Annotated in this window: 11 protein-coding genes; 4 read left to right on the top strand and 7 right to left on the bottom strand. The window is 68.3% G+C overall.

What is annotated here, in order from left to right:
- Window positions 1–9 precede the first annotated feature (9 nt).
- From L880_RS0113105 to purU, 4 genes are all read right to left on the bottom strand, one after another.
- The gene (locus L880_RS0113105; protein ID WP_027476068.1) at window positions 10–828 is read right to left on the bottom strand and encodes an esterase/lipase family protein; all 819 of its coding nucleotides are present in this window, start codon (window positions 826–828) and stop codon (window positions 10–12) included.
- A gap of 62 nt (window positions 829–890) precedes the next feature.
- Window positions 891–2,579 carry a long-chain-fatty-acid--CoA ligase gene (locus L880_RS0113100; protein WP_027476067.1) on the bottom strand — a complete coding sequence of 563 codons (1,689 nt, stop codon included), beginning with the start codon at window positions 2,577–2,579 and terminating at the stop codon, window positions 891–893.
- A 759-nt stretch (window positions 2,580–3,338) separates the two neighbouring features.
- Window positions 3,339–4,244: a LysR substrate-binding domain-containing protein gene (locus L880_RS0113095; protein ID WP_027476066.1), complete on the bottom strand. Its 906-nt coding sequence runs from the start codon at window positions 4,242–4,244 to the stop codon at window positions 3,339–3,341.
- Between the two features lie 57 nt (window positions 4,245–4,301).
- The gene (purU, locus tag L880_RS0113090; protein WP_027476065.1) at window positions 4,302–5,150 is read right to left on the bottom strand and encodes a formyltetrahydrofolate deformylase; all 849 of its coding nucleotides are present in this window, start codon (window positions 5,148–5,150) and stop codon (window positions 4,302–4,304) included.
- A 213-nt stretch (window positions 5,151–5,363) separates the two neighbouring features.
- Here purU and L880_RS0113085 point away from each other — a divergent pair, with 213 nt between their 5' ends.
- Window positions 5,364–5,924, top strand: coding sequence for a redoxin domain-containing protein (locus L880_RS0113085; RefSeq protein WP_157462854.1), 561 nt, complete (start codon window positions 5,364–5,366; stop codon window positions 5,922–5,924).
- A gap of 125 nt (window positions 5,925–6,049) precedes the next feature.
- Window positions 6,050–7,330: an ATP-grasp domain-containing protein gene (locus L880_RS0113080; protein ID WP_157462852.1), complete on the top strand. Its 1,281-nt coding sequence runs from the start codon at window positions 6,050–6,052 to the stop codon at window positions 7,328–7,330.
- A gap of 55 nt (window positions 7,331–7,385) precedes the next feature.
- On the opposite strand, the gene L880_RS0113075 is transcribed toward L880_RS0113080, so the two are convergent.
- Complete coding sequence (locus tag L880_RS0113075) at window positions 7,386–8,180, bottom strand: ChaN family lipoprotein (protein ID WP_027476062.1); 795 nt, start codon at window positions 8,178–8,180, stop codon at window positions 7,386–7,388.
- A 150-nt stretch (window positions 8,181–8,330) separates the two neighbouring features.
- On the opposite strand from L880_RS0113075, the gene L880_RS0113070 reads away from it, so the two are divergent.
- Window positions 8,331–9,413, top strand: a complete 1,083-nt coding sequence (locus L880_RS0113070) for an AbrB family transcriptional regulator (protein ID WP_027476061.1) — start codon at window positions 8,331–8,333, stop codon at window positions 9,411–9,413.
- 26 nt (window positions 9,414–9,439) lie between these two features.
- On the opposite strand, the gene L880_RS0113065 is transcribed toward L880_RS0113070, so the two are convergent.
- Entirely contained in the window at window positions 9,440–9,733 is a 294-nt protein-coding gene (locus L880_RS0113065; RefSeq protein WP_027476060.1) for a BTH_I0359 family protein, read from the bottom strand.
- A gap of 117 nt (window positions 9,734–9,850) precedes the next feature.
- On the bottom strand, window positions 9,851–10,999 hold the full coding sequence (locus L880_RS32365; RefSeq protein WP_051443287.1) for a DUF3108 domain-containing protein: 1,149 nt from the start codon (window positions 10,997–10,999) through the stop codon (window positions 9,851–9,853).
- 122 nt (window positions 11,000–11,121) lie between these two features.
- Here L880_RS32365 and L880_RS0113055 point away from each other — a divergent pair, with 122 nt between their 5' ends.
- Window positions 11,122–12,135 carry a fumarylacetoacetate hydrolase family protein gene (locus L880_RS0113055; RefSeq protein ID WP_027476059.1) on the top strand — a complete coding sequence of 338 codons (1,014 nt, stop codon included), beginning with the start codon at window positions 11,122–11,124 and terminating at the stop codon, window positions 12,133–12,135.
- Window positions 12,136–12,465: the final 330 nt, after the last annotated feature.

Genomic DNA, 12,465 nt, shown 5'->3' with positions numbered 1-12,465 from the left:
CGACCGGCTTCAGCGGGAGGGCAGCCGGCGTGGAAACAGCCAGCGTTCGGGGGGCGGCGGGTCGAACTTCTGCCAGTTGCCTTCAGGTTGCGCCAGGCGGTCGCCCACCGCGTACCAGACCAGGGGGTTGAAGCCCAGGCCCAGGTGGCTGGCGCTGTTGATCTCGATGTTGTCGGTGGCGTCGCTGTCGTGCTCGACCGAGGCGGCCCAGGCCACCACGCTGTCGCCGCGCGAGTAGATCGAGGTGGTGGGCACGGGCGGGGCGCAGTCGCCGCGGAAGGCCTTGATGTGTTCCGGGCGGGTTTCGTTGAACTGCTTGTAGATCTGCCACACCAGGGGGTTGGAGTCGGCGCCGGGTGTGCCATACAGCGGGCTGCCCAGGCTCATCACCTGGCGCGTCAGTTCGGGCTCCTGGCGGGCCAGCTCGCGGGCGAACAGGCCACCCAGGCTCCAGCCGATCAGGCTGACCTTGCCGCCGCTGTCTCGGTGCATCTGCTGCAGGCGCTCGCTCAGGCCCTCCTGCACGCCGGGGCGTGGGCCCAGGTTGCGACCCTGGCCCCAACCGCGCGCCTGGTAGCCCAGGCGTTTCAGAAACTGCCGCAGCGGGCGGGTGGAGGCGTCGGAGGCCATCAGGCCCGGCATCACCAGCACGGCGTGGCCGTCACCACGTGGCACGCGCTGCAGCAGCCAGGGCAGGGCCAGCGGGATGGTGCTGGCTTCGATGAAGGCGCGCCCTTCGATCATGGCCAGCCAGGCCGGTGGCGGGCCATCAACAGGTTGGGGTGACCAGGGCGAGAGCGAGGCTCGCCAGGAAAAGATGTTGGGCAATGGAAATCCTATGAGAGGCGTTGGAAATGAGATGGGTAGGCGGCGAGTCATGGGCTGGCGGCTCATGGGCGCTTGGCCAGCTCTTCGCGCAGCATCTGCTTGGAAAGCTTGCCCACGGCGGTCTTGGGCAGCTCGGTGCGCAGCTCGAGGGCCTGCACCATCTCGTGCTTGCCCAGGTGGTCGCGCAGATAGACCTGCAGTTCTTCGAGCGTCAAGGTGTCGCCGGCCTTGCGCAGGCTGATGTAGGCCTTGGGCGACTGGCCACGGTAGGGGTCGTCCTGGCCGATCACCATCACTTCGCGCACCAGGGGGTGGGTGTAGATGGCCTCTTCGATCACCCGCGGGTAGACGTTGAAGCCGCTGCACAGCAGCATGTCCTTGCTGCGGTCGACCAGGGTCAGAAAGCCATCGGCGTCCAGGCGGCCCACGTCACCGGTGCGGAAGAATCCGTCGGCGGTGAAGCTGTCGCGTGTGGCCTGGGGGTTCTTCCAGTAGCCCTGCATCACCTGGGGGCCGGCGATCACGATCTCGCCGATCTCGCCCACGGGCACGGGTTCATCTTGGCCGCCCAGCCGCAGGATGCGGATCTCGACCTGGGGCGAGGGGATGCCGCAGGCACCGGGCTTGCGCAGCCCGGTGGTGGGGGTGAAGGTGCCGATCGAGCTGGTTTCGGTCATGCCCCAGCCCTCGGACAGCATGCAGTGGCTCAGGGCTTCGAACTGGTGCAGCAGTTCGACCGGCAAAGGAGCTCCCCCCGAGGCGCAGGTCTTGAGCGAATGCAGGTCGTAGCGGGCGGCATCGGGGTGGTTGACCAAGGCTGTGAACATGGTGGGCACGCCCGGAAAGCAACTGATGCGCTTGGTGGCGATGTCGTGCAGGATCTGGCCGGGGTCGAACTTCAGCACCAGCACCAGTTCGGCCCCCAGTTTCACGCCCATCAGCAGGTTGATCACCATGGCGTACACATGGAACAGGGGCAGGGCCACCAGCATCCGTTCCTGGCCCGGCTTGAGCTGTTCGCCGCCCAGCGAGCAGACTTCGGCCGCCTGGTCGGTGGCCGCGCTCAGGTTGGCGTGGCTCAGCATCGCCCCCTTGGGGTGGCCGGTGGTGCCCCCGGTGTATTGCAGCACTGCGATCTCATCGAGACCGCCGGCCCCGGCCGAGCGCACCGGCCGGGCCCCCTGGCGGAACAAGGCGGCGTAGCGCAAGATGTGGGGCCCTGCCGTGGGCACATAGGGCGCGTCGTGGCGCAAGTGGGCGTTGGCGGCGGCCTCATCGGCGCCAAAATCGTCCAGCGAGCCCACCAGCAGGTGGCGCAGGCGGGTCTGGCCCGACAGGTCATGCACCTGCCCGTACAAGGCCGGCAGATCGAGCGTGAACAGCAGATCGGTCTCGCTGTCTTCGATCTTGTGGGCAATGGTGTTGCGCGCATCCAGCGGCGAGTAATTGACCACGGTGCCGCCCGCACGCAGCACGGCAAAGAAGCTCACCACATAGTGCGGGGTGTTGGGCAGGTACAGCCCCACATGCACACCGGGCCCCACGCCCAGGTACTGCAGGCCGGCCGCCAGCTCGTCCACACGACGGTCCAGCTCCTGGTAGCTCATGCGCCGCCCCTGGAAGTCCAGCGCCGTCTGGCCGGGCCATCGGCGTGCCGCATCGCTCAGCAGTTGATCAATGCGCCGCGGTGACAAGGCCATGTCCCAGCGAGCCCCTTCGGGGTAGGACGCGATCCAGGGAAATGCTTTCATGGGGTACCTCATGAGAAAGTCGATGAACGGCGTCAGCCCTCCTCAGGCCACGCCAGCCACCCAATTTCCAACAGCCCCCCCAGCCCTTCGTGTCGCGTACAGAACTGAGAAAAGTAATAAATGATCAGCCGTGTGAGAAGTCGGTAAGCCTTGTCCCCAACCAAGGCATGACCGATTCACAAGGTGTTTTTTGTTGCAGTCTGCGTGCTCCCCGTCAATCAGCCGCAAGCCCCCCTGCCCGCCCATCGCCGCTGGTCAGCCAGCCCGCGAAGCGAAGAGCCTCAGTGCCCCGCGGCCGCGAGTAGGAGCGACACAAAGTGAGGGGGCCGTCAGGCCCTCTTCTGAATTCAGTCAGCCTTCAACGAAGAGGTCAGGCCGGCGCCGGGCCGCCCCAAGGCGGCCTGTGGCCCCCTTGGGGGGCAGCGACCACACGAAGTGAGGGAGCGCGGGGGCTCACAGTCCAGGCCGGCGCCCGGCCGCCCGAAGGTAGGCTGCGGCCCGTCTGGGGGCCGTGCGTGACACGAAGTGAGGGGGCCGACAGGCCCCCTTGGGGCTCCAGCAAGCCTACAACGAAGGAGTCAGGCCGGCGCCGGGCCGCCCCAAGGCGGCCTGCGGCCCCCCCGGGGGGCAGCGACCACACGAAGTGAGGGAGCGTGGGGGCGCACAGTCCAGCCCGCCGCCCGGCCGCCCGAAGGCGGGCTGCGGCCCCCTCGGGGGGCAGGGAGTGACACGAAGTGCACGACCGTGGGGGCTAACAATTCACAGAATTGCTTTGCGCAACCACTCCGCAAAGGCCGCGCACTCCCAGCGGTCCATCGATCCGGTGCGCCAGCACAGGTAGTGCGCGTGCGGGCTGGTCACGTTGCGGTCGTACAGCCGCACCAGGGAGCCCGCCTCCAGCCAGGGGCGGCCCAGCTTGAGCCGCACCAGGGCCACGCCCATGCCGGCCGAGGCGGCGTCGCACATCAGGCCCACATCGTTGAATTGGGAGCCTTCGGCCGGTTCGGGCCAGTCCAGGTTGTGGGCCGCGAACCAGGTGCGCCAGGGCTCCAGCGGGCTGCGCAGCAAGGGCACGCCCTCGAGATCTTCGGGGCGGTCGAAGGGGCCATGCTCGCGCACGAAGGCGGGTGAGGCCAGGGGGGTCACGTCGTCACCCGCCAGCTTGATGTGCTCCAGGTCGGCATAGCGCCCCGGCCCGAAGCGCACGATCAGATCGGCGTCCTCGGCGATCACGTCCAGCAGCGGGATCGACACATGCAGGGCCAGGTCGATCTCGGGGTAGGCCTCGGTGAACTGCTTCAGGCGCGGGATCAGGATGGAGCGTGCGAACGTGGGCGTCACGGCCAGCTTGAGCTTGCGCTTGCCGCTGACACCCGGGGCCCCCGGAAACTTCTGCAACGCGTCCAACCCTTCGCGCACATGGGCCAGGTACTCGCTGCCTTCGGTGGTCAGCGAGAAGTCGGCCCGCCCGAACAACTTGGTACCGATGATCTGTTCGAGCTGGCGCACCCGGTGGCTCACGGCGCTCGGGGTCACGCACAGCTCTTCGGCCGCCTGGGTCACGCTGCGCAGGCGCGCCAGGGCCTCGAACGTGAGCAGGCACTGGATGGGCGGGATCCGCTGGGCCTTGTTGCTGCCGTTGTTGTTGCGGTTGTCTTCGTCCATGTCGTTCCTGGGCCTGGCGGGTCGCGTGTCAGCAGCGCGGTGAGGCGGTCGGGTGGTTTACTTGAAGATCACGGTCTTGTGACCGTTCAGCAAGACGCGGTGTTCGCTGTGCCACTTCACGGCCCGCGCCAGCACCTGGCTTTCGGTGTCGCGGCCGAGTGCGGTCAGGTCTTCCACCGTCCGGCTGTGGTCCACGCGGGCCACGTCCTGCTCGATGATGGGGCCTTCGTCGAGGTCGGCCGTCACGTAGTGGGCGGTGGCGCCGATCAGCTTCACGCCGCGGTCGTGCGCCTGGTAGTAAGGCTTGGCGCCTTTGAAGCTGGGCAGGAAGCTGTGGTGGATGTTGATCGCCCGGCCGGCGAGCTTGCGGCACAGGTCGTCGCTCAGGATCTGCATGTAACGCGCCAGAACCACCAGTTCGGCGCCTTCGGCCTCGATGATCTCGAACTGACGTGCCTCGGCCTGGGCCTTGGTGGCCGCCGTCACCGGGATGTGGTGGAAGGGCACGTTGTAGCTGGCGGCCAGCTGGTAGAACTCGCGGTGGTTGCTGATGATGGCGCGGATGTCCAGCGGCAGCAGGCCCGACTTCCAGCGGAACAGCAGGTCGTTCAGGCAGTGGCCCTCCTTGCTCACCAGCAGCACGGTGCGCACCGGCTCGGAGGTGGCGTGCAGGCTCCATTTCATGGCGAAGCCGTCGGCAAACGGGGTCAGCTGGGCCTTGAGTTCCTCGTGGTTCAACGTGTCGCAGGCGAACTGAACGCGCATGAAGAACAGACCGGTGGCCGGGTCGTTGTACTGCGCCGCTTCCTCGATGTTGCCGCCACGCTCGAGCAGGAAACCGGACACGGCGTGAACAATCCCCGTTCGGTCGGGGCAGGACAGGGTGAGAATATAGGCTTTGGTCATAACCCCCGGATTGTCGCAGCACTCTGCCGGGCGTGACAGTGAGCGGGTTTGTGGGGCGCCGAGGTGCCCCGCGGCCAGCCTGCCTGGGAGGGCACTGCGCGTCGGGTTGTGACCTCTGAATCCAACAACGATCAGCCAGTGCGCTGCGCGCCCGCCAGGGCCCGGGTCTCCGGGGCCTGGCTGGGCGTGGAACAGCGCTGCAAAGGAGAAAACATGGCCAATAGTTCAGAAAGTTCTTTGATGGCGCACCGGGTGCGCTGGGGCCTGGGTCTGCTGGTGCTGCTGCTTCTGGTGGCCGGTGGCTACCAGTTGCGCAGATCCTGGCAAGCGCAGGAGGCGGCCAATCAGGCCCCCGCCTGGCCCGAACTGGCGCTGCCACAGCTGGCCGATGCGGCCCGCATGGGCCCGGCGCAGTGGCGCGGCCAGGCGCGCGTGGTGCATCTTTGGGCATCGTGGTGCCTGTCCTGCCGTGAAGAGGCCCCCAACATGCTGGCCCTGGCCGCCACCTTGCGTGCCGACGGGCGTGCCGAGCAACTGATCGGCCTCAATGGAGGCGACAAGACCCAGGACGCCATCAACTACCTGGCCTACTTCGGCAACCCCTACTGGACCTCCCTGGTCGATGCCGATGGCGAACTGCAGCGCCGGCTGGGCAGTGGCAAACCGCCGCAGACCTGGGTGGTGAACCCTCAGGGGCGCATCGTGTTCCAGTTCCACGGGCCGCTCACGGCCGATGTGATCCGCCAGGAGATCCTGCCCCGCCTCAAAGAGTGAGCGCTCGACGGCCGGGGTGGGCCTGGGATGCTGAACGGCCATTTTCATCACTTGATAGACATGTTCATTGATCGACACGGCGGAGTGGCCGGCAGCGGCAGTTCTCGCCAGGAAGCCCCTGCGCCTTGAAAAAACCAGCTCTTCTGTTGGTCACCAGCACGGGTTCGTCCACGGCGGCCCGCCTGGCGCTGGCCCTGGTGCAGCAGGGGTGCCGCGTCGACGTGCTGTGCCCCGTTGGCCACCCTGTGCAGCAGGTGCCGGGCCTGGGCCGATGCTGGCATTTCGCGATGTTCGACGCTCTGGGCAGCCTGCGTGCCGTGCTGGGATCGGGGCATGGCTACCGGCGGGTCCTGCCCTGCGACGATGCGGTGGTGGCCCAGTTGATCGCGCTGCACGAGCAGGTGCCGGTGCTGCGCAGCCTGATCGAGCAGTCCATCGGCCCGGCGTCCAGCCACACCACGCTGCTGCAGCGGCACCGCTTGCTGACGACGGCCCAGTCTCTGGGGCTGGACGTGCCCGAACACCGCCAGCTCGACTCCGCCCAGGACCTGCTGTTCTGGTTCCGCGAAGGTCATGGCCGCAGCGTGCTCAAGCGGGACCTGAGCTTCGATGGCGCAGGCGACTGTGTGGTGGACGACCTGTCCGAGGCCGAACGTGTCTGGCCGTCCTTCAGCCGCCCCCTGTCCGGGGCGGCCCTGCTGCGCCGCCTGGTGGTCGAGCGCGATCCCCTGGCCTGGTGGAGCCGGCGCCACCCTGGGCGGACCCGGGTGCTGGTGCAGCGCTTTGTCGAAGGGCAGCCCGCCAGCACCCTGATTCTCTGCGAGCAAGGGCAGGTGCTGGCCTGGCTGTCGCTGGCGGCGGTGGAGACCCTGGGCCCCGCGGGCCCTGCCACGGTGGTGCGTCGCATCGGCCACCCGGGCATGGAGGCGGCGGCCCGCCAGTTGTGCGCCCACCTGCAACTGACGGGTTTGCACAGCCTGGATTTCAGGCTGGAGCCCGGCACTGACCGGGCCTGGCTGATCGATTGCAATCCGTGCTGCCCCTCCTCGGCCCACCTGGCCTGGGCCGATCAACCCAGCCTGGCGGCGGTGTTGGCCGCCCATCTTCGTGGGCATGCTCCCCTGGCGGTGCGCCAGCCCCTGGGGTCGGATCAGGTGTCCTTGTTTCCGCGGGTGCCCCTGGGCCAGGCCCGGGGCCAGCACGACGTGCCCAGCGGTCAGCCGGCCCTGGTCCAGGCCTTGGCCGACAAGCCCTGGCCGCAGCGGCAGTGGACCTACCGCCTTCAAGCTTGGCGCGGCCCGCCCAGGCCGGCGAGCGTGGTGAGGTATGAGGATGGGCAGGCGCCTGGGCCCGTGGTCGACGCGGTCGATGCACCGCCGACCGCTGCGCCACCGGACGGGGGTTGAGGCGCAGGCTCAGTTCAGCCTTGGTCCAGGCTCCGTTAAAAGCGCAGTCAAGAGTTCAGTTCAGTTGCATGCGTTGGCGCAGTTCACTGCAGTGGTCACGCTCGGGCTGGCGCGGGCTGACCCACAGCAGATCGGTCTCTGCGGACCCGCCCGGGCTGCGCAAGTTCGCTGCGACTTCACTGCCCTCCACCGCGGCCACCAGCACGCGGGTGTTCAGCGACTCGGGCAGGTGCGCCGGAATGCCCACCGGGCGCAGCACATGGCCCGCCCCGGCCAGCAGCAGCACGGTGCGGCCCGGCGGACGCGGGGCCTTCATCACGGCCTGGGCCATGGCCAGGTCACGCGCGATCTGGATGCGGGTCATGGGGGCGACCTGGGCCTCGTCCAGCAGGCCGCAGTGGCTGTCGCGGATGGCGGCGCGCTGGCGCTCCAGCGCCGGCTGCAGCAGGCGCAGGTCCAGGCTCAGGTCTTTCATGGCGGGCCGCTGGCGCTCGCGGGGCAGGTTGGCGCCCAGCACCGGCACCCCGGCCTCCACGGCGGCCATGATGGCTGGCGCGTAGTCGGCCCAGGGCCAGCCCGCGTCGTTCCATTGCAGCGCCTGCTTGACCTGGGCCTCCTTGGCGTTGCGGGGCAGGCCGCGGGTGTCGTGGCCCTGATCGACCATCTCGAGCAGCAGCGCAGACAGTCGGTTCTGCACCGCGAGGATTTCGACCACCTGGCGCTCCCATTGGTGGTGGGCCGGGGCATCGTGCTGCTCGCCCAGCAGCAGCACGTCGGCCGGCAGCAGGCTGGAGAGTTGGCGCGCCGGCAGGTCGGACGAGCTGCTGGCACAGCCCAGCAGGGCGGCCATGGCAAAGCAGCAAGCCAGCCATGCCCGGATGCGAGGGCGTTCAAGACAGGGGAAAACACGCATGCGCGCATACTATCCCGACTCCGGCATGCCACAGGCATGGCCTTCTGGCCCGGCCGGGTTTGCTCTCTGTTCTGCTCGCCTGCCTGTATGCCCACCCGCCTCCATGACGTCATGCGCGCCGCGCTGACCCTGCTGCTGGCCTGGCTCACTGCCCAGGCCTTTGTGGCCCTGCACGTTCCCCTTCCCTGGATGCTGGGGCCCCTGCTGTCGGTGGCCGCGGCCAGCATGCTGGGGGCGCCGGCGCTGAGCCTGGCGCCGCTGCGCAACCTGGGGCAGTGGACGATTGCCGCCGCGCTGGGCCTGTATTTCACGCCCGAGGTCACTTCGCTGGTGCTGGGTCTGTGGTGGGCGATTGTGCTGGGCATTGCCTGGGCGCTGGGCCTGGGTTGGGCCTTTGGCCAATGGCTTTGCCTGCGCAACCGCGCCTTGCTGAGCGGGCTGGACGAACCCGCCTTGCGCGCCACCACCTTCTTTGCCGGGGCCATCGGGGGCGCTTCCGAGATGACCTTGCTGGCCGAACGCGCCCAGGCCCGCACCGAGCTGGTGGCCGCCAGCCATTCGCTGCGCCTGGTGATCGTCACGGTGTTGATTCCGTTTGCCTTCACCTTCAGTGGCCTGCATGGCCTGGATCAGATGCCTGCGACCACCCGGGTCGTTGATGGGGCTGGTTTGGCCTTGCTGGGGGCGGCCACCGGTGTGGGCGCGCTGGTCATGCACCGGCTGGGGCGCGCCAACCCCTGGTTTCTGGGCTCGCTGGTGGTGTCTGCGGCCATCACCATGACGGGGCACACCTTGTCGGCGGTGCCGCAGTGGATGTCGAATGCGGCGCAGCTGGTGATCGGGGTGAGTCTGGGGGTGCGCTTCACGCCGGGCTTCATCCACACGGCGCCGCGCTGGATGGCCTCGGTGGTGTTCGGCACCTTCGCCATGGTGTTGCTGTGCGCCGGCTTTGCCTGTGCGCTGGGATGGGCTGCCGGCCTGCACCCGGCCACCATGGTGCTGGGCACCTCGCCTGGGGGCATTGCCGAGATGTCGATCACGGCCAAGGTGCTGCAACTGGGCGTGCCGGTGGTCACCGCCTTCCAGGTGTGCCGCCTGGTGGCCGTGCTGTTGCTGGTCGAGCCGCTGTACCGGGCCCTGTACCGGCGCTTGAAACCTGGCCAGGCCTGAGCCCGGTCAGCGGGTGGTTGACGTGCTCAGTGCACCAGCACCGGGTTCTGGGCCAGGCCCGAGTAGCGCTCCAGCGTGCTTTCCACCTCTTCTTCGGTGGGGGCGTTGAGCTGCCAGCCCAGGATGATCTGCTGGAACATCTCGGCCCAGGAGCCGTCGAGGTACACCTCTTTGCCTGAGCGTTTGTCCACGATCTCGAAACCATGCCGCGCCAATTGGGGCACGGCGGGCTCCTGTGCCTCGGTGCTGCCCGGCGTCAGGTCGAGGTCGGGCACCAGGTGCACCACCACAAAGGAGTCGGAGTCATAGAGCATTTGCATGAGATGGATTCCTTCTGAGTCCCATGGTAGATGGCAATGACCGTGCCAGTTTCAAGATCTGTGCAAATCCATGCGCACTGCAGGTTTTCAGCAACACCCGGCCTGGGCCGGTCGCTGTCAGGGCGTGAGCACGCCGGTCAGCTGCTGGTCCACGAAATCGCCCTGAGACTGCGTGATGCGGATGCGCGCCGGCAGGTAGTGGATGCCGGGGGCCAGCCACAGCTCAACCCGGGTGTCGAACTCGGTGCGCGGCGCGCGCGTGATCTTGAGGGTGGGCAAGGGGCCTTGCGCCAGGGCCAGTTCTTCGGGGCCATCCACCACAAACACCCAGGTTTCGGCGTCGCGCGGGCCCACCGTGGGCACGGTGATGCGCGTGCCGGGGCCGAACTGGGTCGGCTCGGCCGCCACCAGCGAGGCCAGTTGCATGAACACGCTCAGGCGGTCCTGCATGCCGGGCAGCAGCACCGCATCGGGGGTGTTGGCGCTGAAGGTGACCTTGCCCTGCTCGGCGTCGAAGTGGGCCGCCTGTTCATTGCGCACCTTGTCGCCAAAGCGGGTTGGGGCCAGGCCGGCGGCGGTGATGCGGCCGCGGCTGGTCTGGCTGCGCCCACCGATCAGAAACATCTTGACCGAGGCCTGGGCCTCGTACTGGCTGCCGTCGTGGGTCCAGCTCATCTCACCGTTGGCCTGGTAGTTCAGGTGCTTGACCTCGGCCTTGACCGCATAGCTCAGGCGGATGGGTGGGGGCACCTTGACGCTCAGGGTGCGGTGTTCGGCGGCCGCCGGGCTGACCTCGGGTGCCTTGGCCACCGGGGCCGACGTCGGCCCGATCACCGGCTGCGGCTGGGGCGGATCCGTGGCGGCGGGGCTGGCGCTCAAGGCCGGCGCGTCGCTGGGGGATTCGGGCACGGTGGCGCTCGGGTCGGGCGGGGTGTCGCCGGGGGCCGGGCTCGGGGCCTGGGGCGCCGGGATGCTGCGCGGAGGGCGCCGAATCACCCGGGGCGGTCGGGCCACGGCCCCTACGGCCGCCACCGGGGCCGACACCTCCACGCGCCGGGTGCTGAACACGGGCAGGGGCAGGGCGGCCACCCGTGTGCCCGGGCCTTCGCCCGCCGGCAGCAGGCTGCGGCCCTGCCACAGCAGCGCAGCGTGCACGGCCAGCACCAGCACGGTGAGGCCGACCAGGGCCCGGCGTGAGGGGCCGCTGCGTTCGGGCCGCTGCCGTGCATGGGCTTGAAGGCCGGCCTGTTCCTGTTCCGTGCGCACTAGAATCCGCTGCTTTCCTTGGCTTGAACCGATTGAACCACGCGCCCTGTGCCGGCGCGGTGGGTGCTCGCAAAAAGGCCTTCAGCCCCCCGCCAACCCCCTACGCCGGAGACCCGCGCACCATGAAACTCGCCACCTACAAAGACGGATCGCGTGATGGCCAACTGGTCGTCGTGTCGCGTGACCTGAGCACCGCGCATTATGCGACCGGCATCGCCACGCGCTTGCAGCAGGTGCTGGACGACTGGAACTTCCTGGCCCCGCAGTTGCAGGACCTGTACGAGCAGCTCAACCAGGGCAAGACCCGCCACGCCTTTCCCTTCGACCCGGCGCAGTGCATGGCCCCGCTGCCGCGCGCCTACCAGTGGGCCGACGGCTCGGCCTACCTCAACCATGTCGAGCTGGTGCGCAAGGCGCGCAACGCCGAGGTGCCCGCCACCTTCTACACCGACCCTTTGATGTACCAGGGCGGCAGCGATGACTTCATCGGCCCCTGCGACGATGTGGTGGTGCCCAGCGAAGACTTCGGCATCGATTTCGAGGCCGAGATCGCCGTGGTGACCGGCGACGTGCCCATGGGCACGCCGGCCGACCGCGCGCTGGACGGCATCCGCCTGGTGATGCTGGCCAATGACGTGTCGCTGCGCAACCTGATCCCGGCCGAGCTGGCCAAGGGCTTCGGCTTCTTCCAGAGCAAGCCGGCCACGGCCTTCAGCCCGGTGGCGATCACGCTCGACGAACTGGGCGAGGCCTGGGACCAGGGCCGTGTGCACCTGACGCTGGAGTCGACCTGGAACGGCCGCAAGGTGGGCCAGTGCGAGGCAGGACCCGAGATGACCTTCCACTTCGGCCAGTTGATCGCCCACATCTGCAAGACCCGCAATGTGCGCGCCGGCACCATCGTGGGCAGCGGCACGGTGAGCAACCAGGGCGTGACCGACGCCCAGGGCCGCACCGAGTGGCCCAAGGGCTACAGCTGCATTGCCGAGAAGCGCTGCATCGAGACGATCCAGAACGGCAAGCCGAGCACCGGGTTCATGAAGTACGGGGACACCATTCGCATCGAGATGAAGGGGCGCAATGGGGTGAGTTTGTTTGGGGCTATTGACCAGAAGGTGGTGGAGGTGGAGGGCTGACTTGGCGGTCAGGGCGCATGGGTGGTGGGCAACCTGGGGCTGGTGCCTTGGCCACTGGTTGTGGGTTCTGTGTTGCCGCTGCGCTCTGGTGGTTCTGCTCTTTGATTGAAGTCGGAGGCCGGGATTGCGCCCCGGCGGGCGCCTCACTTTCTTTGTCTCGCCAAAGAAAGTAAGCAAAGAAAGGCGACCCGACGTGCACGCCCTGCTGCGCAGGGTCCGCTGCGCTGCTCAACTTGGGCGGGGTCTCGCTAAACTCGCTGCGCTCAAACAGACGCGAGCCCTTTTTCCGCCCAAGTCTGCGCTGCTCGCCGTGCCCGACGGGAGGGTGGG

The organism is Curvibacter gracilis ATCC BAA-807, assembly GCF_000518645.1.
GTDB lineage: Bacteria > Pseudomonadota > Gammaproteobacteria > Burkholderiales > Burkholderiaceae_C > Curvibacter > Curvibacter gracilis.
The sequence above is the reverse complement of the archived record's forward strand: the minus strand, read 5'-3'. Positions and strand labels throughout refer to the sequence as shown.

What these genes read in the sequence shown, in the direction of transcription:
- purU (WP_027476065.1), bottom strand. Translation starts at nt 5,150, where the DNA reads ATGACCAAAGCCTATATTCTCACCCTGTCCTGCCCCGACCGAACGGGG.
- L880_RS0113100 (WP_027476067.1), bottom strand. Translation starts at nt 2,579, where the DNA reads ATGAAAGCATTTCCCTGGATCGCGTCCTACCCCGAAGGGGCTCGCTGG.
- L880_RS0113070 (WP_027476061.1), top strand. Translation starts at nt 8,331, where the DNA reads ATGCCCACCCGCCTCCATGACGTCATGCGCGCCGCGCTGACCCTGCTG.
- L880_RS0113055 (WP_027476059.1), top strand. Translation starts at nt 11,122, where the DNA reads ATGAAACTCGCCACCTACAAAGACGGATCGCGTGATGGCCAACTGGTC.
- L880_RS0113085 (WP_157462854.1), top strand. Translation starts at nt 5,364, where the DNA reads ATGGCCAATAGTTCAGAAAGTTCTTTGATGGCGCACCGGGTGCGCTGG.
- L880_RS0113075 (WP_027476062.1), bottom strand. Translation starts at nt 8,180, where the DNA reads ATGGCCGCCCTGCTGGGCTGTGCCAGCAGCTCGTCCGACCTGCCGGCG.
- L880_RS0113095 (WP_027476066.1), bottom strand. Translation starts at nt 4,244, where the DNA reads ATGGACGAAGACAACCGCAACAACAACGGCAGCAACAAGGCCCAGCGG.
- L880_RS0113065 (WP_027476060.1), bottom strand. Translation starts at nt 9,733, where the DNA reads ATGCAAATGCTCTATGACTCCGACTCCTTTGTGGTGGTGCACCTGGTG.